General features: G+C 41.2%; 15 protein-coding genes. 2 read left to right on the top strand and 13 right to left on the bottom strand.

What is annotated here, in order from left to right; all coding sequences use genetic code 11:
* Nucleotides 1-20: 20 nt before the first annotated feature.
* The 4 genes from NQ518_RS08390 to NQ518_RS08375 all read right to left on the bottom strand — a co-directional run bounded on the left by NQ518_RS08390 (nucleotide 21) and on the right by NQ518_RS08375 (nucleotide 6,500).
* Nucleotides 21-4,316 (bottom strand): AAA family ATPase, encoded by a 4,296-nt coding sequence (locus NQ518_RS08390; RefSeq protein ID WP_227208368.1) that lies wholly within the window; start codon nucleotides 4,314-4,316, stop codon nucleotides 21-23.
* Nucleotides 4,313-4,543 carry a helix-turn-helix domain-containing protein gene (locus NQ518_RS08385; RefSeq protein ID WP_018910543.1) on the bottom strand — a complete coding sequence of 77 codons (231 nt, stop codon included), beginning with the start codon at nucleotides 4,541-4,543 and terminating at the stop codon, nucleotides 4,313-4,315. The genes NQ518_RS08390 and NQ518_RS08385 overlap by 4 nt, the downstream gene beginning before the upstream one ends.
* A gap of 177 nt (nucleotides 4,544-4,720) precedes the next feature.
* Nucleotides 4,721-5,236 (bottom strand): DUF6155 family protein, encoded by a 516-nt coding sequence (locus NQ518_RS08380; RefSeq protein ID WP_227208367.1) that lies wholly within the window; start codon nucleotides 5,234-5,236, stop codon nucleotides 4,721-4,723.
* A gap of 22 nt (nucleotides 5,237-5,258) precedes the next feature.
* A complete protein-coding gene (locus tag NQ518_RS08375; protein WP_227208365.1) occupies nucleotides 5,259-6,500 on the bottom strand; it encodes a type I restriction enzyme HsdR N-terminal domain-containing protein in 1,242 nt (413 codons plus the stop codon).
* A 273-nt stretch (nucleotides 6,501-6,773) separates the two neighbouring features.
* On the opposite strand from NQ518_RS08375, the gene NQ518_RS08370 reads away from it, so the two are divergent.
* Nucleotides 6,774-8,009 carry a transposase gene (locus NQ518_RS08370; RefSeq protein ID WP_459554050.1) on the top strand — a complete coding sequence of 412 codons (1,236 nt, stop codon included), beginning with the start codon at nucleotides 6,774-6,776 and terminating at the stop codon, nucleotides 8,007-8,009.
* A 15-nt stretch (nucleotides 8,010-8,024) separates the two neighbouring features.
* On the opposite strand, the gene NQ518_RS08365 is transcribed toward NQ518_RS08370, so the two are convergent.
* From NQ518_RS08365 to NQ518_RS08355, 3 genes are all read right to left on the bottom strand, one after another.
* Nucleotides 8,025-8,213 (bottom strand): hypothetical protein, encoded by a 189-nt coding sequence (locus NQ518_RS08365; RefSeq protein ID WP_227208095.1) that lies wholly within the window; start codon nucleotides 8,211-8,213, stop codon nucleotides 8,025-8,027.
* 274 nt (nucleotides 8,214-8,487) lie between these two features.
* Entirely contained in the window at nucleotides 8,488-10,419 is a 1,932-nt protein-coding gene (dnaK, locus tag NQ518_RS08360; protein ID WP_227962265.1) for a molecular chaperone DnaK, read from the bottom strand.
* Nucleotides 10,420-10,639: 220 nt separating this feature from the next.
* Nucleotides 10,640-11,188: a hypothetical protein gene (locus tag NQ518_RS08355; RefSeq protein ID WP_227962401.1), complete on the bottom strand. Its 549-nt coding sequence runs from the start codon at nucleotides 11,186-11,188 to the stop codon at nucleotides 10,640-10,642.
* 757 nt (nucleotides 11,189-11,945) lie between these two features.
* Here NQ518_RS08355 and NQ518_RS08350 point away from each other — a divergent pair.
* On the top strand, nucleotides 11,946-13,424 hold the full coding sequence (locus NQ518_RS08350) for a hypothetical protein (RefSeq protein ID WP_227962267.1): 1,479 nt from the start codon (nucleotides 11,946-11,948) through the stop codon (nucleotides 13,422-13,424).
* Nucleotides 13,425-13,592: 168 nt separating this feature from the next.
* On the opposite strand, the gene NQ518_RS08345 is transcribed toward NQ518_RS08350, so the two are convergent.
* From NQ518_RS08345 to NQ518_RS08320, 6 genes are all read right to left on the bottom strand, one after another.
* A complete protein-coding gene (locus tag NQ518_RS08345; protein WP_227208089.1) occupies nucleotides 13,593-14,111 on the bottom strand; it encodes an outer membrane beta-barrel protein in 519 nt (172 codons plus the stop codon).
* A 177-nt stretch (nucleotides 14,112-14,288) separates the two neighbouring features.
* A complete protein-coding gene (gene recA, locus NQ518_RS08340; protein ID WP_227208086.1) occupies nucleotides 14,289-15,314 on the bottom strand; it encodes a recombinase RecA in 1,026 nt (341 codons plus the stop codon).
* Nucleotides 15,315-15,837: 523 nt separating this feature from the next.
* Nucleotides 15,838-17,055 carry a saccharopine dehydrogenase family protein gene (locus NQ518_RS08335; protein WP_227208084.1) on the bottom strand — a complete coding sequence of 406 codons (1,218 nt, stop codon included), beginning with the start codon at nucleotides 17,053-17,055 and terminating at the stop codon, nucleotides 15,838-15,840.
* 88 nt (nucleotides 17,056-17,143) lie between these two features.
* Complete coding sequence (locus NQ518_RS08330; RefSeq protein ID WP_227208083.1) at nucleotides 17,144-17,743, bottom strand: DUF6621 family protein; 600 nt, start codon at nucleotides 17,741-17,743, stop codon at nucleotides 17,144-17,146.
* Between the two features lie 379 nt (nucleotides 17,744-18,122).
* Nucleotides 18,123-19,244: a DUF4972 domain-containing protein gene (locus NQ518_RS08325; protein WP_227208081.1), complete on the bottom strand. Its 1,122-nt coding sequence runs from the start codon at nucleotides 19,242-19,244 to the stop codon at nucleotides 18,123-18,125.
* Nucleotides 19,237-21,168 carry a RagB/SusD family nutrient uptake outer membrane protein gene (locus NQ518_RS08320; protein ID WP_227208079.1) on the bottom strand — a complete coding sequence of 644 codons (1,932 nt, stop codon included), beginning with the start codon at nucleotides 21,166-21,168 and terminating at the stop codon, nucleotides 19,237-19,239. Before NQ518_RS08320 ends, NQ518_RS08325 begins: the two co-directional genes overlap by 8 nt.
* Between the last annotated feature and the right edge of the window lie 8 nt (nucleotides 21,169-21,176).

The following is a 21,176-nucleotide window of genomic DNA, read 5'->3' as shown; positions in this document are numbered from 1 at the left end:
AACTAAAGATAGTAAGTTAATTATACACCTAACTTTTCTATTGCATCATTTACGATAAAAGAATGTAAAATAACGTATTCATCAAACAAGTCCATTATTTTGTTCATTGCGTTCAAATTTTCCTCTTCTTTCATTTGCTTATATATACCTAATAAAAGTTTCACAATTTTTTCTCTAAGATAAAAATCATTAGCATGTAAGAAGTCATGTGCTTTTATATACATGTAGCAATCTAATGGTAGCATATTAGCACATTTTTCTAGGTATTTAATCTGAGAAAAACGTTCCCGATGCGTTTTATTGTTCCAATTCTTTGTAATCTCTTTAAATAGATTGAAATCTTCTACAGATAGGCTATCTATATGATATTCATATGATTTTACAATCTCTTCTCTATTATCCGCAATGTGACATAGCACAATATCATTTGCTGTTTCCCTATAACAAGGTTCAGAAATATTTTTTAAGGAAAGTCTTACCATCATCGCTATTACTTTCTCATTATTCAACAATAAAATTTTATTTAGATTTTGCCTGCATACATTCCTTATGTCTTTATGATATAATCCATAAAAGAATATCTGAGCCAAAATAACATGGCATCTATTATCTTTCATAAGATCAGAAATGTATGCACGCATGGAATCTGTCTTAAAATAATAATGAGACTGTATTACATCTGCTCTTACCATTAGCCCATAGGCTCCACTACCAGATAAATATACAGAGAATAATTTATCAGTTAGCACTTCATCATAGTATTCCTTGTAGTATATGTAGTATAAAACCTCTAAGCGCAATTCTATTGCTAAGTCCTTATATAATAGGTTTAAAAGATGATAGATCTGGGCACGACGGGTGGATAACGCACAAATAGATATAAGGATATTCAATGCATGACCTTGAAAACTATTGATAGCAACACCCAATTTGTGTTGTACAATATCTGCTAAGCTTCTACAGTGCAAATTTTCTTGCTCATCTTTTAAAAGTAATGGTTGTTTTATTGCTTGTATAAGTATCGGTATCAAATCATCTATCACACAATTTTCTTCCTTTGTATAGTTCGTGGCAAGTTGTTCAAAAGTATATGCATTATTTTTTATATAGTCTATATTCATATATCTTTGGAAGAACGGGGCTAACTCTTTTTTCTCAGCCCCACCTAAAAATAATCCTAATAATCCTGCTTCTTTGTACATGGATTTGATATTTGGATTATCATGTAAAGAGATGATAAATTTCTTATACTTTTCTGGAGAATTCTCTACACATTTAGTAAATGCTTCTGCATGTGCTCTTAGACTAATTGGTGGAAAATTGCCTTTGCGAAAAGCCCTTCGTTCATCTAATTTACCAAAAGAGGATAGCCAATTCTCGGGAGAGAAATGATTATAAACTTCTTGCGTTGTTATACCTCCACAAATGGATGCAGCTGTTACATGGTGGTTAGGTTTCTCATTTACATATATACCATTGAAACGCCGACAAAGTTCTTGTTTGCACCGTTTGGCGTCTTTTGACAAAGTTGATTCCAAAATGGTACAACATAGTAACTGCCACTTATGCCAGCCAAGAAAAGGCAGTACAAGTTTATTGTAACTTCTATCATTGTTATGTATATAGTCCCCTTTTGATCTGTATTTCAAAATATACACCTGATACTTTACTTGTTCTTCATGCGAAATAGAAAGATACCATTTAGATATGGCTTCTAAAAAATAATACCTAACGTTACCGAATTCAATAAACTTATCTAATTCTTCATTATGCGATATTAAATTCTTGATATATGCGTCAAATAGAGTTGGTTTTGCTGCAATTACCTTGAAAGATAAAATAAATGCAGATTCATCTTCAAGGGACAATAATTTTTCCACCATAGAGGTGCCAAAATCTTGTTCCCCAATATATTGTATAAGGAGATTTCCTAACCATTCAAAAAACTTTTCTGCATAGTCAGACATATAGTTACTAAAAATCTCATTTATCGAATACCACTGATAGCTTTGCTTTCTTGTCCTGGAAACTATCTGTAAAAAGCAGTCGTATGTTAGCATTAAAAACTCTTTTGGGCACTCCTTATAGAGTCTATCACATATCTGTTCAAACAGATCATAATCGTTATGCGATTCACTTTTCTTGTTATTTAGAAAATAATTAATAAGAAGTTCTTTTGTTTCTTTCAAAGCAAAATTCAAATTGGAATCAATTGCATCCATGACACAACTTACCAAATAAATATTGGGCTTTGCCTTTAAGTTAATGTAACTTTCTCTTACTTTCTCATTCGAATAATCATTATGATTACGCAATATCCACATCATAATTTCCTCTTTAGTAGAAATGTCCTTTATAGTATCTACCATGTCATAAATGTCGTCGGGAAATTTCAAGGCATAATTGGAAAACAAAATTCGCAGTGGATCAAAATAATCGTTTTCGGTGGTAAGGCCAGCCACAAAAGGTTGTATCAAGTCCTTTATCGTCGGGAACCATAAAGGATTCGATGTTGTCGAAAGGAAATAAATAAATAATTGGTGATTGAGTTTGGGCAATTTCTTAATGATATTAATCTCGAACTTATATATAGCATCACTATGTGAGAGTATAGAAAGAGCCAGTTGCTTCAGATGCAAACGAATATCATCAGAAAATATTATTGTATTAATATCTTTTATATACAAAGAGTCAGAATGTTCCCTCTCAAAATCTAAGAAAATTTTAATTGAGGAACGTATCTCTAATCCTTGAAATCGTTTTTTCAATTCAGTAATAAAAGACTTCTTATTTGATGCATAATACCTTGCAAGTACATAATCGTAAAAACTTTGATGAAAGAACGAGATTCTTTTATTGTCATACTTTACGATGCACTCGCTTGCTAAATACCTTGTCGCATTATTGTTTCCAGCCGTTATTAACCATGTTGGAGTTAAAGTTTCCGCTTCTTGAACAGACTTTGCAATTTCAAACATGACATCTTCCAAATTACTACAAGACGTATGTTCGCTTGCATAATTTATCAATGACAACCACAAGCCATCATATAGCTCCATGTAGTTTTGATAATTGTATTCTCTAACATTGCCAGAGCCATATAACCTACAAAAGACATCTAGATATTGGGCAGTTTTTAGTATCGTAATTGTTTGGGATGTTAATTTACAATAAAGACCAGAATCTAATTTGTTAATAACATACTCAACATCCTTATCATCCAATCTATTCACCTCAATAGCAGTGCTATGCTCTTTTAATTGACTTAATGATGGGTCATATTCTAAATCATATTTCCTACAAGACACTATTATTCTTATGTCTTTGCTATACTCCTTTTTCCATACAGCAATTACATTCAAGAGTATATTTAGCTTATCTCTATCGTTAGATAAATATTGGGATAATGCATCTATTTGGTCTATAATAAAAACAACTCTCTTATGCTCAGATACTAATAAATCCAGTGAAGCGTGTAACTTCTCCAAAGAAAAATCAGATGTCTCATTTTCTGTAATGTTGTAATAATCTGCCTTAATCGTCAGACATTTAACTCCTGATGTGGTAAGTTTATCCAGTAAATCCTTAATAATAACAGTTTTTCCGACTCCTGCATTTCCAACCAGAAGTTTTACATGACAATCTTTAGGTGTCAAATCGCCTTGTATCCAATCAAATAATTGATCTGTTTCTTTTCTAGCTATATGAGATTCTTTTAATCCATAAAATGTAGTCGTTATTCCTTCAAAAGATTTCAGGTTTACATCTAAAAAATCTAATAGTTTTAACTTCTCATCTTTTAATGATAACATTTGCTCATGGTATAATGTTTCCCATAAATCAATGACCGAGTCAACATTATTTTCTGTAAGATTTTCGTTGTCTTTAAAATAATACCTGTAAGTCTGTTGAATATTTTCCGAGTTAGCAATTTGACTCTCAACAAAAGCTCTGTCAATATACTTCCAATAAACGATATCTTTGTTAGTATCACAAGTGATAAACAAAACAACTTCTCCTTTCATTCTATGGGCATACGCAAGAAGCGATGTCGGGATGTCATAACAGACGCCCTTCTCACTGATAGCGTTGTTATTATAATGCTTTATCTGCACTGTAACTTTTGCGACAATTGTATCATCGACATCCAAAATACTAATATACCCATCTGTATTTGCTTCTGTTCCACCTTCTTCAATGTTAGAAGTGTCAACCCTTTTATCTTCTAAGATTTTCCGTAGTAGCCGAACAGATTTTTCATCCAAACGTTTTGAAGCCCAAGATGATTTATTGGGCTGTAAATTCAGATCTTTCATTTAAGTTGCTCTTTACTCAATTCCTTATCTACAAACACTATTAAATCCTTTGGATTAACCTGCAAAATCTCTGCTATCTGAAATAGCAATTCTAGGCTTGGCTGTCGACGATTACAAACATATGAGTTCACTATCGTAAAACTCTTGCCGAGTTTCTCGGCAAGCCATGTCTGCTTAATCCCTTTCTCGATAAGCACCTCTTTAATTCTATTAGTTGGACTTTCCATAAATATCATCTGATTGTTTACAAATATAGTAAATATTCTTGTATAAAGAATAAAAAAGAGGAGATGTTCTCTCCTCCTTCAAAAGTCTTATATCTACAATTTTATTTGCCCTTCTTGTGTTTCAGGTTATTCTGTGCCAGTTCTATTCTCTTTAGATTCTCAGCTATTTTATTAGGATTACGAAGATTGGTATTGGCTATATATACCCCACAACGTATCCGAAAATCCCCATCCACAGTCCGTGGCATTGAGCATGCGTTCTATCCGTTCGTTGTAGTTGGGCAGTAGTCCGTGAAAGGAAATGAACTCCATCGCTTTCTCAAAGTTGTTTTCCAAAGTAACATAATACTGTTCCCACATATCACCAAAAGTCATCGTATATTCGCAGCCTTGCTCTATGTAAAAGAGCATCAAGTCGGCTAAGCATTCTGGTGCAGGTTTCAGCTTTTTAAATTCAGAGATAGCCTTGCGGCATGTAGCGAACGATGGCTTTTCAGAAAAGCCACGCACAGGGAAAAACTCATTTTGTATTATCTTCTTGTATTTCTCTACCTCGCCATAACTGTCGGGCGTAACATAAAACTCTAAGTAGGTCTTTGCTTCCTTGCTTGCATCGTAAAGGCTCATCATCAGATTAATGACATTCTCCTTTGGTAATGTATCCAACTTCTCTCTTAGCTTTGCTTTTGACATAACTTAAATGCATTTATTTCTTCTATAAATATCCTTTTATCACTTCAGCCCCAATTAGCTGATTCAGCTTGGATCCGATAATTTCATCCGAATAGATGGCTTGCCAATGGTTATCAAACAATGGTCTTTCAATGTTACAACTACCAGAAGAATCAAGAGCATAAATCACAAGCCGTTCCTTGTCGCAAATTCCCATTAGCTTGGAACGTAGCAAGCGTGCATATGACAATGCTTGGCGAAAGGCTTTCTGCTCCTCAACCATGGAGGACATATCCAGTTTAGCTTCAATCACTAAAGGTGCACTTTCAAAGTGGGTGGCACCTTGTGGAAAAAATACGAAATCAGGTATTGCTTTTTCTTTTCTTCCAGATTTTAATTGAAGTTGTCTCGTCCAGTCAGAATCTTTGTAACCTATTCGTTTCAGTATAGGAATGAGTATATTTTCTTCTACATCCCTTTCAAGTTTGATTTCTCCGAAATCAACAGCCTCACCAATAAACAGTGGAGGGTAATCAGTCGCATTTCCACCCTTTCTTTCTGCTAACTTCAATAATTCGGAATAATCTTTGGCAGATAATTCAATACCATTTACCCCCTGCAAATTTCGCCGTACAATAGATAATTGTGAAAAATAAGGATCATCTTTTAAATCCGAAAAACTAATTTCGGGAAGTCTAACACCATCACGAACAGTAGTACGGCAATGATAGTAATCAAAGGGATTGAAAATACCAGTTGACGCAGCTCTCCATATAGAATGAAGGTAACTTCGGGGTGAAGTGCAATATACGATGACCAAATCCCCCTTACGAGTTCTTTCGTTACAAGCCCAGATAGAGGCTTCTGTATCTTGTTGTTTGCCTAATGAGTCAAGATAATCGAAGTCATTTTTACCTGAAGCACCTGTTAACCATACGTTGGTGGGCTGTGGTAATTCGTCATCAACATGACTGTTGTCATCTAATAGAACTCTTGCCCCATAATCATATAGACAAGCGCAGAACTCTGCATCAGTCAATTCATTTTCTTGTTGGAATTCATTCAGCACGCCACAGAGATCATAGTAATACATCAAGAACTCTTTGTAATTCTTTGTATGAGGGATTGGTGGCACTTCTATTCCAAGCGCATCACAACTCCTTTGGATAATATCAAAGCGTCGTGGAAGGAGGATAGGTTTAAAATAAGAGTCGCAATAATACAAATACAAGGACAGTATATTCACCGTTGCTGCTTTCTGCCTGAATTTATCCGCATGAATCAAATAACTGTTTTCTGACCAAATTACATTTTCTCCCTGGAGGTCGAACTCCTTCAGATCATAAGTTTCAATAAAAGTCTCAAAACTCTTACGACTGAAAGACTCCTCGTTTAAGAGATGGCGTTCTGCTATATTTACATCATATATAACAATACTCTGTTAATAATCACATAATTGTTTGAAAATGAGCGAGTTGATTAACAAAACATAACTAAATAAATTTGGCTAAGTGTCTGATTTTCAGTACCTTTATAGTTGATACAAGACTTTAAAAGTATGATGATTTCAGAGCCACTTAGCCAATATGAGGAGATCCTCAAGGATGCAATCCGTACATCAATAAAAGAATCTGGTGCAAAGTTAGCAAAAACTTTCCAGACTCTGCTCATCGAGATACTAACTTTATATATGATTCTACCCAGAAAGATAAACTTCACACAGATGGCTCGCTACGGCAAGCATGGCGAGCAGACCTATCGTCAGAATTTCAACCGCAAGAAGAAAGACTGCATCGATTGGCTTCTGTTGAACCTGTCTCTTGCAAGGCGTGTGTTGGACATGGATGGCTTACTTGCCATTGCCATAGACCCATGCTATATCAGCAAGGCTGGGAAGAAGACTCCTCATATCGGACGGTTCTGGTCGGGATGTGCAGGGGCGGTGAAGCACGGACTTGAAATCATGGGCGTCGGCTTGCTGGATGTTGCCAACAACAAGTGCATGATGCTGCGTGCCCATCAGACAATAGGGAACTCCGCGCTGAAGATGAGGAACAAGACACTCGTTGAATATTACATCAGTGTTATGAAGCGGTATTCAAAGAAACTGCTGAGTATCACTGATATAGTAGTGGCTGACGCATTCTTCTCCACATCCACGTTCGAGAAGGGCATATCGGAGCTTGGCTTCTATCTGGTCAGCCGCTTCCGTGACAACGCTTGCCTGCATTACATTCCCAAGAGGGAAAAGAGGCGTGGACGACCAAGAGTCAAGGGAGACAAGATTGACTTGGCAAACCTCAACCTCTCATGCATGGAAGAACTGCACATTGATGGACTGGACGGAAAGGCGTACACCCTCGAGGCTTATGCCAAGGCTCTGAAGAAGAGGGTGCGACTTGTCATCTGGCGAATGCCCGGTGGAAAGTGCAAGTTGTTCTTCTCGACAAAACTCTCAATGACGGGTGAGGAAGTATTGAAGACATACCGCACTCGTTTCCAGATAGAGTTCTGCTATCGCGACAGCAAGCAATTTACGGGACTTATGGATTGTCAGGCAAGACACAAGAGCCAGCTGGACTTTGCGTTCAACGCATCGTTCGCCTCACTGAATGCCGCCAAGGTCTTCATAAAAGACAATGGCATGGACAATTCCATGGCAAAAGTTAAGTCGTTGATGTTCAATGCGAACTATACGAAATTAATTTTCGACATGTCCCGATGCCGACCGAACCGAACTTTAATTAGTAAGATTGTCAAAGAACTCATTGGCTGGCAGCCTAAGGCTGCGTAGCCATATACTCAAATTTTAACGAACTATTGATATAAACACTCCATCACCAAATTGTTGTGGATCAATATCTTTGTCCCAATGTTTCAGAAACTCTGCAATACGTTCAGCTGCCTGATAAGCATCGTCTTGTTCGGGATTGAACAAGTCTATCGCCTTTTTCCCATCAGCCGATTGCTTATAGTAATTCCATAAAGTCTTATTCATTATTTTGAGTTTATAATAGTATTAAGATTATCCCATTTCCGCTCTATGTGGAATTTTGCACTCGCCATACTATTTGTATCTATTTGATTATCAATTTATCTTTTAAATTAAGTCGCACTTTATCTCCCATTAAGTCGCGGCACAAATATGGACAAATATAAGCGCAAAAACGATTAAAAACGATAAGATTTAATCATTATTAAGAAACAAAAATCCCAGCAACTTATTATGTTACTGGGATTTACCTATTTTTAATTAGCGTTTATTAGCACTTTTACTTCACTTCCTCAAAGTCTGCGTCCTGTACGGTGTCATCAGATGAACCGCCTTGGGGTTGCTGACCGTCACCTGCTTGCTGTGCACCAGCGTTGAAGCCTGCGTCTGCACCGGGTTGTGCGCCGCCTGCCTGGCTGTACATCTGTGCGCTGGCTGCCTGCATTACGGTGTTGAGGTTGTTGATGGCTGCGTCGATGGCGGCGACGTCCGCATTCTTGTGCGCGTCCTTCAACTGTTGCAAAGCGCTTTCAATGTTAGGCTTCTGGTCGGCTGGAATCTTATCACCGTTGTCTTTCAAGAAGTTTTCAGTGGTGAAGATCATGGAGTCAGCCTGATTCATTTTGTCAACCTTCTCGCGTTCAGCCTTGTCGGCGGCTGCGTTTTGTTCTGCCTCGGCCTTCATGCGGTCGATTTCCTCCTGGCTCAAACCTGACGAAGCCTCGATGCGAATCTTCTGTTCCTTGCCCGTAGCTTTGTCTTTAGCCGATACATTCAAGATACCGTTGGCGTCGATGTCGAAGGTAACTTCAATCTGTGGAACGCCACGACGTGCCGGAGCGATGCCTTCGAGGTTGAACTGTCCGATGCTCTTGTTCTGTGCAGCCATGGGTCGTTCGCCTTGTAACACATGAATGGTCACAGCCGTTTGATTATCCACTGCGGTAGAGAACGTCTCACTCTTCTTGGTAGGAATGGTCGTGTTGGCGTCAATCAATTTGGTCATCACGCCACCCATGGTCTCAATACCCAGTGTCAGTGGAGTTACGTCGAGCAATACGATGTCGCCCACGCCACTCTCTTTGTTCAAGATGGCTCCCTGTATGGCAGCACCTACGGCAACTACTTCATCGGGGTTCACACCCTTTGAAGGCTCCTTGCCAAAGTAGTTCTTCACCAAAGTCTGCACGGCAGGGATGCGGCTCGAACCACCTACGAGAATCACCTCGTCAATGTCTGACGTTGAAATCTTCGCATCTTTGATGGCATTCTGACACGGAACCAGACACGCCTGAATCAAGTCGTGTGCCAATTGCTCAAACTGTGCGCGTGTCAAGGTCTTCACCAAGTGCTTGGGTACGCCGCCTTCAGCAGAGATATACGGCAGGTTGATTTCGGTAGATGTGGTGCTCGAGAGTTCAATCTTCGCCTTCTCGGCAGCCTCTTTCAGACGTTGCATGGCCATTGGGTCTTTGGTGAGGTCGATGCCTTGGTCGGCCTTGAAATCCTTTGCCAGCCAATCAATAATCACCTGGTCGAAGTCGTCACCGCCCAAGTGGGTGTCACCGTTGGTAGAAAGCACTTCAAACACGCCGCCACCAAATTCCAAGATGGAGATATCGAAGGTACCGCCACCGAGGTCGAATACGGCAATCTTCAAATCCTTGTGAGCCTTGTCCACACCGTATGCCAAAGCTGCGGCGGTAGGCTCGTTCACGATACGCTGCACTTTCAGTCCGGCAATCTCGCCTGCCTCTTTTGTGGCTTGGCGCTGTGAGTCGGAGAAGTAAGCCGGAACGGTAATCACCGCATCGGTCACCTCTTGTCCTAAGTAGTCTTCAGCGGTTTTCTTCATTTTCTGAAGTGTCATCGCTGAAATCTCCTGTGGGGTATATTTGCGTCCGTCAATGTCTATTCTTGGATAGCCATTTTCGTCAACCACCTTGAAAGGTACACGCTCGGCTTCTTTCTGGCTCTGTGCATACGTTTCACCCATGAAACGCTTGATAGAGTACACCGTGTTTGTCGGATTGGTGATAGCCTGTCGTTTGGCAGGGTCACCCACCTTGCGCTCGCCGTCTTTTACAAAACCAACGACCGAAGGTGTTGTACGTTTTCCTTCACTATTGGCAATAACCACTGGTTCATTGCCTTCAAATACAGAAACACATGAGTTTGTTGTTCCTAAGTCGATTCCAATAATTTTTCCCATAATATGTTGTTTTTTAGTTTACGAGTTAATGAGTTTACGAGTTTACTAGTTGATAGTTCACAAGTAATACTGCTGATTTCGATACGCTCATATAAAAACAAATGTCATGCCAAAACACAACATATTGGCTCGGGCTGACATGAAATATGCCAACCTGTCACTTTGACATCATTGCTGTCATGTTAGGAAAGTGCTGGGGTAGGGGGATGCGCCTACGCTGTCATCCTATTTTTGTCATGTGATAGCCCATGGACTTCAGTTGCATGGCGACACCCATCAAATACAGCTGGTGCAGTGCCGCAATCACGGCCCGGTAGGCATCTTCCGATCCTGGCGCGATGGATAGATGGTGCAACAGGTTGTTGGTTCGGGCGGCACATTCGCCAACCGTGTCTTGCAATTGCTGGGCTTGTTCGGGGTTCAGAAGCAGAACTTTCTCGCGTATATAGTCGTCCATGTGGTCAAAATCAATGCGGTCGCGCAGGTAGGTGTACAGGTTTTCCACCTTATTATATAGTTCCCAATCCTCGTCCCAGTATTTAGCCACGGCCATGCCCACATACATCATCCAACCGAAAACAACGGTAGGATATTGATTAAACTCTCGTACGGCGTCGGGCATGTAGGCGTTGGCTATGTCGTACCATTTGCCTTCGATGTCAGGAGCGTCTGGCAAGTGTTCGTCAACCTTGTCCAGCCCACGAAGGTAGGTGTGCAGGTCATGCTTAAAAATGGCTTCCGGTGTTTGTAAGTTGTCGCTTGGGTGCATCATGTTTTTGTTCGTTGAGTTTGTATGGGGTGAGGGTCATCCTTTTTCGATGGCCAGCTATCCAGCATGATTGTTTGTATCATGTCTATCATCATGCTGCCTGCAAAGATAAATACTTATCTGGAAAAAACAAAATACTGGGTGGATGAGCCATTGGCTAACTCGTGGTCATGCGGATAGTTGACTGTGAAATTTATTGACAGCGATGCTCTCTCTCCTTCGCGTATTTACAACCAACTCTACTTTGGATTGCAAATACGCCAAACATGAGCGATTTTTCTATTTTATTATGAGCCAGTGTGTTACGGTTTCTTTTCTGTTATTATGCCTCCGTATACAAGTGTTGATTGGCCAAAAGCATAGCTTTAAGCAAGTAAGATGCATGCTTTTGGCAGGTAATTGCTTGTTGGTTGAACCGCAAGAGGAGGCTTTTGTGAGCATTATCCCATAGCTATTGCGGCAAAAAGTGGTTTTTCAAAAGAAAAAATGGTCATGCTTGCCTCCTGTGTGCCTATCGTTTTTTTCTAGATTGAACGTTTTTATGAGCCATTTTTGAGGGTGAAAATTCAGAAAAAACCGAACAATTTTTGTCAGACGCATTACATTGATGGGATGGGGATGTGGGGGTGATGTCCGTTCAACCACCTTTGGTGAAGGAAGATGTTTGTTGTAGGCGGTGGCGTGAAATATTGATAGTAATGCTTTTGTCGTTCGAAAAAACGCTGTATCTTTGGAAATGAATAATAGAAATAAACTGATGGCAAAGAAGAAACATAAAACGCAAGGCGGACAACAGTTCTTGTCAGACACCGACTATCTGAAACAGCGTATGCGGTCGGTTGAAATAGGGAAGTGTTATATTACCCCATCCATTCATGAATTAGGATTGGGGCATGTCGTGGTTACCCGTAGACATACTGGAGGTAATGTCAGTGTGGGGTGTTATTTTGTGGATACCTTTTGCCTGGGTGTGAAAGACTCGTTCTACCGCCTGCGGATGACTCCGTACGAATTTTCCTTCTTCATGGAGCCGCTGGAACGGGAGGGTGTTGAGGAATGCAGCTACGAGGAGGCTCACAATTGGATATATGGTGCCATTGACTTTGCAGAGGAAGGCGGCATAAAGCCTGACAAGAGCTTTGCTCTGACGAAGTATATATTGGAGGAAGACACCGACGACGTGCCACTGATAGAATATGAGTTCGGCAAAGACGGCCAGCACTTTCTTGTTGTGGACAGTGAGCTGGAGGCAAGCAAGTACCTCCCCACGCTGCGGAAGACGCTGGGCGACGATTTTGACTTCATGATTAATGACGACTTGGATGACTTCGATGAGGACTACGAAGATGAGTTTGACGACATGGAGGACGATGACTGGGACATGCCACGCGGCGGGACAGATGCGCTCGTGGACATGCCTTATACCTACAAGCACCCGCCTTATCCATCGACCTGTACCATCAAACACGAGTGGCTGTTGCAGGAACTGGGTAAAAAGGAGAATGCCTTTGGACTGGAAGACGAGCTGACAGACCGTATTCTGGCACTGCCCAAGGAGGAATCGCGGCAAGACTTAGAGCAAATTTTAGCGTTCAACCTGGGGTTAACCTGCGATGAAGATTTGACAGATGGCGATGATGAAGAGTTTATTGGCATTGTCAGCTCGTGCATTCTGTTACTGGGAGAAGTAGGGAACAGTGACAGTAGTTTAGATTTGGTATTGGAGATGATGAGGCAGTCGCCCGATTTCTACGAGTATCATTTCGGTGATTTTGGTCCCGATATCTTGGTTCCGACGCTGAATAAACTTGGGCAACATCGAACCGACAAACTGCTGAATTATTGCAAGGAAGCGGGACTGTATACCTACGCCAAGTGTCAGGCAATAACAGCTTTGGCAAGCATAGGTGTTCTGCAGCCTGATAGGCGGGACGAAATAGTAGGCTTGTTCAGAGAGCTTCTTGTGTTTGCCACAGAGCATTTGGCCGAAAATACCACCTTCAGTCCTGCGATGGCCGGACTGATGACTTGTGACGTGATGGACTTACAAGCACGAGAGTTGTTGCCAGAACTGAAGAACCTGTATGATACCGGGCTGGTGGATGAGGGCATTGCCGGACATTTCAGTGAAATAGAAAAGCAGCTGACAGGGCAGCTTCCCATGCTCATTGGTATACAACAAGAAATGGACATTCGCAAAATATTTGCCAGGATGCGTACAATTTCATCAGATTAACAGTAGGTAGGTTTGATGGATGGAAGTTCAGTTGTATGTCAAGAGAATGATAAATAAGAAAAACCATATCATTCCGCCTCATGACGGGATGATATGGTTGAATGATATGAAATACCTTAGCCTGCTAAGGCTGTTCGTATTTTGACAAGGTCAAGCTGCTCAGTCTTATCAGAATTTGTAGGCAAGACCAGCAGAGATGACGCCTTGGTTGGTGTTTTTAATAATCTGGAATTTAACCTCTGCATTCAGGACAAGCTTGTCTGTGAGGTCATATTGGAAACCACCACCAAGGTTAAGACCAAGATTGCCGTCACTGTATGAATATTTGCTTCCTTCCACGACTTTACCTGTATGTTCGTCGAATGATTGAATGACGCCATCAGCAGAAGCGTGGAGATAGGTAAGTCCAGCCAGAGGGTATACCTTGATATTGTTTCCAAGTGGGAAGAGATAATGTACATCCAGATTGAGATCCCAACAAGAAACGTTGTCCTTTTTTAGGAAGTAGTCGAATGTTGCCTGTGCGCGGATAGCGTCAGTGATTCCATAGCCACCCTTTACACCAATACCCAATGATTCGATGTCTGTTGGATAAGCCAGTTGCCCACCTAAATAGGCTTGACCCTTTTGCGCATAAGCGCCAATACTGAGCAATGCAATGACTGCTGTTAAAAATAATTTCCTCATAATTACGATGATTAAATGAATAATGTATCCTATTCCTTAGTCATTGATGCTTAGTGAGAACCAATTTTGACTGATACCACCAGCCTTGACTTATGGGTTAAGAATATGTTGTTACAAAGATAGAAAATGTTTATTATTTAAGGATGAATATATCATCTTTTTTTTATTATGTTTTTTTTATTCCATCTTATCAGCGATGGCCTGTTTGATCTTTGCTTCCAACTCTTCGCAAAGTTCAGGATTGTCTTTGAGCAAGTTTTTGGTCGCGTCGCGTCCTTGTGCCAACTTAGAGTCTTGATACGAATACCACGAACCGCTTTTCTTGATGATGTCATACTCAACACCAAGGTCAACAATCTCGCCAATTTTTGAGATACCTTCGCCAAAGGTTATTTCAAATTCAGCCTTGCGGAAGGGAGGAGCCACCTTGTTTTTAACCACTTTCACGCGCACCTGATTTCCAAGAACCTCGTCGCCATCCTTCACACTCGATTTCTTGCGGATATCAAGACGCACCGAAGCGTAAAACTTCAGCGCATTACCACCTGTCGTTGTTTCAGGACTTCCGAACAGCACGCCTATCTTTTCGCGCAGCTGGTTGATGAAGATGCAGGTGGTATTGGTTTTGCTGATGGTAGAAGTTAGCTTTCGCAAAGCCTGACTCATCAATCGGGCTTGCAGACCAACGTTGCTGTCGCCCATGTCACCTTCTATTTCTTTCTTGGGTGTAAGCGCAGCCACAGAGTCGACAACCAAAATGTCTATGGCCGACGAGCGGATGAGTTGGTCGGCTATTTCCAACGCCTGTTCCCCGTTGTCGGGTTGTGAAATCCACAGATTGTCGACATCCACGCCTAACTTCGCCGCATAAAAACGGTCGAAAGCGTGTTCGGCATCGATGAAAGCAGCAATGCCACCAGCTTTTTGTGCTTCGGCAATGGCATGGATGGCCAATGTTGTTTTACCTGACGACTCTGGTCCGAATATCTCTATGATTCTTCCTCGTGGATATCCACCTACGCCCAATGCCACGTCTAAGGCAATGCTGCCTGTGGGAATTACTTCCACATCGGCAATCTGTTCGTCGCCCATACGCATGATGGCGCCTTTACCAAAGTCTTTTTCTATTTTAGCCATCGCAGCTTGTAGGGCTTTCAATTTTCCCTCGCCAGATGTAGGATTGTTTGTTTGTTCTTTTGCCATAATTAAATGGAAGCCTCACCCCCGACCCCTCCCCAAAGGGGATGAGCGTAGATAGCTTCTTTTTTTGTTATTATTGTTTAGTAATGTTATTTCTCACTGTTGATTAAATGAACTGTCACTTATTGTTTATCTTTATTGGTAAGCAATGATGCTTTCAGCAAAAAGTCTAATCACTCCCCTCCCTTTCGGGCGGGGATGGGCGTAGATAGCTTCTTTTTTTATTATTATTGTTTAGTAATGTTATTTCTCACTGTTGATTAAATGAACTGTCATTTACTCTTTACCTCTATTGGTAAGCAATGATGCTTTCAGCAGAAAGTCTAATCACTCCCCTCCCTTTCAGGCAGGGGCAGGCGTAGATAGCTTCTTTTTTTATCATTATTGTTTAGTAATGTTATCTCTCACTGTTGATTAAATGAACTGTCATTTATTGTTTATCTTTATTGGTAAGCAATGATGCTTTCAGCAGAAAGTCTAATCACTCCCCTCCCTTTCGGGGAGGGGCAGGGGGAGAGGCTCCTTTTCATTCCTCTCCAAATACTTCGTGCCAAGGCAAGCCTTGCTTGTTGAGTTGTTCCATGAATGGATCTGGATCGAAGTCTTCTACGTTCCAAACGCCGGGCTTCTTCCAAAGACCTTTCAGGAACATCATGGCGCCAATCATGGCTGGAACGCCCGTGGTGTAGCTCACGCCCTGCATGCCTGTTTCCTTGTAGGCATCCTGATGCTTGCAGTTGTTGTACACATAGTAGGAAAGTTCTTTGCCATCTTTTATGCCACGAATGCGGCATCCAATGCTGGTCTCACCGTCATAGTTCTCGCCAAGATCTTGTGGATTGGGCAAAACTGCTTTCAAGAATTGTAGAGGAACAATGTTCACCTTCACCTTTTTGCCCGAACCATCTGCCAATTCAGCTTCGTATTCAATCTCGTCAATGCGCGACATTCCCAAGTTTTGAATGACATCCAGATAGTTAAGGTATTGCTCTCCGAAAGTCATCCAAAAGCGAGCCTGCTTGATGGTAGGATAGTTTTTCACCAAACTTTCCAGCTCTTCGTGGTGCATCAGATAGCTCTCACGCGGCCCAATGTTTGGGTAAGTAATGGGTTTATGAATCTCCAACGGTTCGGTTTCTATCCATTTGCCGTCTTTGTAATAAAGACCCTTCTGCGTAATCTCACGAATGTTGATTTCTGGATTGAAGTTCGTGGCAAAAGCCTTGTGGTGATTACCCGCATTGCAATCCACGATATCCAAATAATGTATCTCGTCGAAATAATGCTTGGCTGCGTAGGCGGTGAAGATACCGCTCACGCCTGGGTCGAAACCACAACCAAGGATGGCCGTAAGCCCAGCCTGCTCAAACTTTTCTTTGTATGCCCATTGCCATGAATATTCAAAGTGCGCCTCGTCTTTGGGTTCATAGTTGGCTGTGTCTAAGTAGTTGCATCCACAGGCCAGACAAGCCTCCATGATGGTGAGGTCTTGATAAGGCAAAGCCAAGTTAATCACCAATTCTGGCTTGTAGTCGTTCATCAAAGCTTTTAGTTGCTCCACATCGTCAGCATCTACCTGAGCTGTTTTGATGCTTGGCTTACCAATTGCTTTCACAATCTCATCACATTTTTCCTTTCGCCGGCTTGCAATCATGAAGTCAGTGAAAACCTCTGGGTTTTGTGCAATCTTAAATGCGGCAACTGTTGCCACGCCTCCGGCGCCAATCATTAAAACTTTTGACATGATAAAGATTCCCCGTCACCCCCAGCATGTAGGGGAGAGTGCCTCGCAGGGTACGCTTTTAGCGGCACTTTCTGTTGGTTGTTATACGTTATTTTATTTCTTCACTCTTGATACCCAAGGCGTTCATCAGCGAGTAGCCCAATATCTCTTGTCTGAAATTGCCTCCTGATAAGGGCTGCATGGCAAACACGGTGATGCGCTTGTCGTCGTCTACCTGTTGCAGTACATGGCGCATTCGATCGTATAGGCCATCTCTTTCGAAGTTTGGAACAATCATCACGCGCTTCACATTAGGCTGCTCGCATGCTGCTTGCACAATCTCCATCAGGAAGTCGGTCTCGTCAACAATCTCCTCGATGGGCAGCGAACTGAGCATGAATTCACCTAAGTGGTCTTTGAAAGCCTTCCCGTTCAGGTCGCTTTCATAATCAGATGGCATGAAATTCTCCATGCCTTTTCTGTCTTTTCGATGAATCAACACCACCTGAGTCTGGTGTTCACCCTCCCTGATACCGCCGTCAAGCGCCACGCAGTCTATCCACCTGGCGAGGTCAGCAGCGGGAATACGTCGTCCAATCATCCGCTCGAAGTTGACGATGAGGTCGAAAGTCACGCTGTCAACATAATCAGCATCTGCGATGATGATGTTTTCGCTCCATTGCGCTTCGCTGTTGATTTGTGTATCCATACCTTGCAAAGTTAGTGAAAAAAGTAAGAATAAGCGGCTGAATGCCATTCTTTTTATTTTCTAATGTTTGATTTGTCATTTAATCCACACTCGTTAGGTGAATTAAAGTAAACCATATTTAAGTCGTCTTAAGGTTTGTGATGAAGAAAATAGACATACTCCTGACGTCATCAATGCGTCAGCCAAATGGCTATATGCAGAACGACACGTAGGAGCTATGTGAGATGTAAAAAAACAAAGTAGGAAGAAAGCGCATTCGTTTTCCTCCTACTATATGAAATAATGTTATTGAGCTATGATATTCCTACCAAGAATGAAATCAGAAAACCTTCTATGTGCGATTTTCCAAAAAGAGTAGAATATTTGTGTGAACGCTTATTTACTCTTTGATTTCTCTCCATTCATAACTGCCCTCTACCGATGCATAGTACCTTTTTGTCAGGTCAATAATTTTCTTGCTGTCGCGCGGCTCTGCATCAAAACTCCAACCACATACGAGATCAGGTTCAGAACCCGAGACTGCGATTTTCTTGTTCATGATGTCAGCAATTTCAGTGGGAGTCTTTGCTTTGTTCCAGATGTGGATATCCTTCATATAGCCAGAGAGTCTTCTGAAGAGTTTGCCGTCAGAAGTTACACCAGCAAATCCAATCATAGGACAATTATCCAAAGGATTGCCCACATAACTTCGTCCGTCTGGTTTTACTTTCCGTGATACCTCCTCGCCATTAAGATAAAATTTCAAAAAAACAGGCTTTCCATTTTCCATCTCTCCATCCACACCTTTATCATTATAGACAGCAGCTAAATGAATCCATTTGTTGAGGCCATTGTATGCTTTGGCTGGCTCAATAAGTCCACGTGACGTAAGTGAATAAGACATTCTAAAGTGACCATTCCATGTATTCATCATCCAACCAAACCTGTTCTCAGAATTTTCATAGAATGTTGACAAAATACATCCAAAGTTAGTTGGTTTGGCTTGCTTAAACCACAATTCTACCGTAAACTGCTGGTTGTCGGCCTCTCCAAAAGAAGAATAGACAGATTGAACCCCAAAGTTGATATATCCATTCCCGTCAATACCATCCACGAACAATTCAGCAGCTGGTGCTTTCTCGTCTTCGCTTCTGACAGTAGCCTTGAATACCTTAATCGCCTCGTAAGCATTAGCTATGCTGCTGTCTTTAGTTTCTGTTGGCACTGCTTCACCTTGATGTAAGCTAAGTATCAAGTCGGCCAACTGCTTTATGGCTTTGTTAAGGATATCTTTGCTTTCTTCTGGATACATCCCCTTAAACTTTCCATATACAGCCGTATCCCTAATTTGTCTTAGCTCGGCCATTACTTTTCCAATAGATCTGATTTCCGTATTTTCCACACGAATATCGCCATTCTTTTCTTCAGAACAAGCTGATAATGACACGACGGTAAAAAATACCATCCAGATACCCATACAAAATATCACGAAAGGATATTTTTTCATCAAATTATTATTCATACCATCCTTTATTTTGTTTCAACTGTCTATTGATATTCATTTCACGCTCAGGAATTGGGAAGAAATAGTTTTTCTTCTCAAATACCCGATTCTCTACAACTGTGCGCTTGAAAAATTCAGAACCATCCTTCTCTATGTTCATACCATGGATGGGCTTATTTTCTGTCTTTTCTGCTATTCCCCAGCGTCTTACATCAAAGTATCTGCAAGTTTCAAATGCCAGCTCAACCCTACGTTCATCTCTAATTGCCTGACGAACATCCGAAGGTATGGGTAATTCTTTTCCATACAAAGGAATTCCTGCACGTTCTCTAATGAGATTTAGATATTTCATAACGTCAGGATGTCCTGGGTTACACTCATTTAAAGCTTCTGCATAATCAAGATATATTTGAGCGAGCCTAAGGAGAATGCAAACCCGATTCTGATCCCGCCAGTTGCCTAAAGGAGCTGACTTGCGAACCACATAGCCTGTTTTAGGATAATCATTTGACGAACCTACACCCTTACCAGAATTTCCACTGAATTGGGTAGAAGTGTAAACAACGCCCTCACGAGTATTTAGCCATGCTTGCCCATCAAATGTGATGTCGGCATAAAATCTGGGTTCTCGGTTCACCCAAGCCATAAGCACTCCCTTTGGAGCAAATACTCTTCCCGTTACAGGATCCAAATAGTCTTCTGAACTAAAACCATCATCTTGATAACCTGACTCTTTATTGATAATTGGTGTCTTTTGATCAGACTCGTAGCCTTTGATAGGCTTGAGTCCATTGCTCATGAAATATTCATCAACAATTTCCTGAGTCGCAGCCATTCCGCCCGATGCTTCATATGCAGAACGCCCCGCCCTAAAATGTTTTGGAGTTCGATCGTATTGCAAGATATCTGCTGGTGCATCAACTCTGAAAAAGATCATCTCAATGGCTGAAGAAGAGGTGTTTGTAAAGTTGGTCATTTCTGAATGGTATCCTCTTACAGCTTCTCTGTAGGATAAATAAGGGTCAAGCTTGCCTTTTGTGTATATTTTGGTGAGATCGTATCCATTTCCTACATAAGTTTCAATAAATTCCTTTGCTTCTTTTGCTGCATCAGACCAAAGTTGCTTCTTCTGCTGCTCATCGTATGAAGGAAACAATTGCTTTCCATCATCATTCTTCAAGTCTCTAAAATATTCTACAGACCCATTAAACAAATCACTTGCCAGCAACATCCTTGTTTCAACCTTGAAAGCTTTAGCTATTGCACAATCAATATGTCCTAAGCCTTTTTCAGCCGACAGATAGTTACCAGAAGTTTTAATGTTATCTATCAAGCCAGAAGAAATGGCCTTATCGAGTTCTGAAAGTATATAATCTCCAACTTCTTTGACGCTATTGCGAGGTATCTGAAAATCCTCGGTAGAACTCTGTTCAGACTTAGCCTCCTCAATGATGGGTACAGGTCCATAAAGACGGAGTAGGTAATAATAATATATGGCTCTTACCGCGCGTGCTTCTGCAATCCATTGCTCATAGTCACCTTCATAAAGTTGCTTGCATAGTTTGAGATTATCAATAAATATGGTCGCAGTTCTGATTCCTTGAAAATATTTTTTCCAATACACAGACACGATACCTGACGACGGATTCATAGACCCGTTTGTTATAATATTCGACTTATGCCATTCCCAAACATATTCTGCTTCATCGCATCCTGCAACCCATGCTCCAGAAGTACCTTGGCCGCGTCCTCCTCCTACAGAACGCTGGTCAAATTCATCAGGCATGAACGTATAGATAGAAGCCAAAAACCGAAGGGATGACTCCCTTGACTCGAAAGTCTTCTCAAGAGTTAGTAAATCCTGAGGAACCTGATTCAAATAATCACTGCAAGAGGCCAAAGGCAGCAATAATATAATGGACAATATAAGTTTTGTTTTCATTTCTACGT

The organism is Hoylesella buccalis ATCC 35310 (assembly GCF_025151385.1).
GTDB classification, from domain to species: domain Bacteria; phylum Bacteroidota; class Bacteroidia; order Bacteroidales; family Bacteroidaceae; genus Prevotella; species Prevotella buccalis.
Note: the sequence above shows the minus strand (reverse complement) of the source record. Positions and strands in the feature narration are given on the sequence as shown.

Bases quoted from the DNA above. Each gene is read 5' to 3' on its own strand.
- NQ518_RS08390 (WP_227208368.1), bottom strand. From the start codon at position 4,316: ATGAAAGATCTGAATTTACAGCCCAATAAATCATCTTGGGCTTCAAAA.
- NQ518_RS08385 (WP_018910543.1), bottom strand. From the start codon at position 4,543: ATGGAAAGTCCAACTAATAGAATTAAAGAGGTGCTTATCGAGAAAGGG.
- NQ518_RS08380 (WP_227208367.1), bottom strand. From the start codon at position 5,236: ATGTCAAAAGCAAAGCTAAGAGAGAAGTTGGATACATTACCAAAGGAG.
- NQ518_RS08370 (WP_459554050.1), top strand. From the start codon at position 6,774: ATGATGATTTCAGAGCCACTTAGCCAATATGAGGAGATCCTCAAGGAT.
- NQ518_RS08365 (WP_227208095.1), bottom strand. From the start codon at position 8,213: ATGAATAAGACTTTATGGAATTACTATAAGCAATCGGCTGATGGGAAA.
- dnaK (WP_227962265.1), bottom strand. From the start codon at position 10,419: ATGGGAAAAATTATTGGAATCGACTTAGGAACAACAAACTCATGTGTT.
- NQ518_RS08355 (WP_227962401.1), bottom strand. From the start codon at position 11,188: ATGCACCCAAGCGACAACTTACAAACACCGGAAGCCATTTTTAAGCAT.
- NQ518_RS08350 (WP_227962267.1), top strand. From the start codon at position 11,946: ATGGCAAAGAAGAAACATAAAACGCAAGGCGGACAACAGTTCTTGTCA.
- NQ518_RS08345 (WP_227208089.1), bottom strand. From the start codon at position 14,111: ATGAGGAAATTATTTTTAACAGCAGTCATTGCATTGCTCAGTATTGGC.
- recA (WP_227208086.1), bottom strand. From the start codon at position 15,314: ATGGCAAAAGAACAAACAAACAATCCTACATCTGGCGAGGGAAAATTG.
- NQ518_RS08335 (WP_227208084.1), bottom strand. From the start codon at position 17,055: ATGTCAAAAGTTTTAATGATTGGCGCCGGAGGCGTGGCAACAGTTGCC.
- NQ518_RS08330 (WP_227208083.1), bottom strand. From the start codon at position 17,743: ATGGATACACAAATCAACAGCGAAGCGCAATGGAGCGAAAACATCATC.
- NQ518_RS08325 (WP_227208081.1), bottom strand. From the start codon at position 19,244: ATGAATAATAATTTGATGAAAAAATATCCTTTCGTGATATTTTGTATG.
- NQ518_RS08320 (WP_227208079.1), bottom strand. From the start codon at position 21,168: ATGAAAACAAAACTTATATTGTCCATTATATTATTGCTGCCTTTGGCC.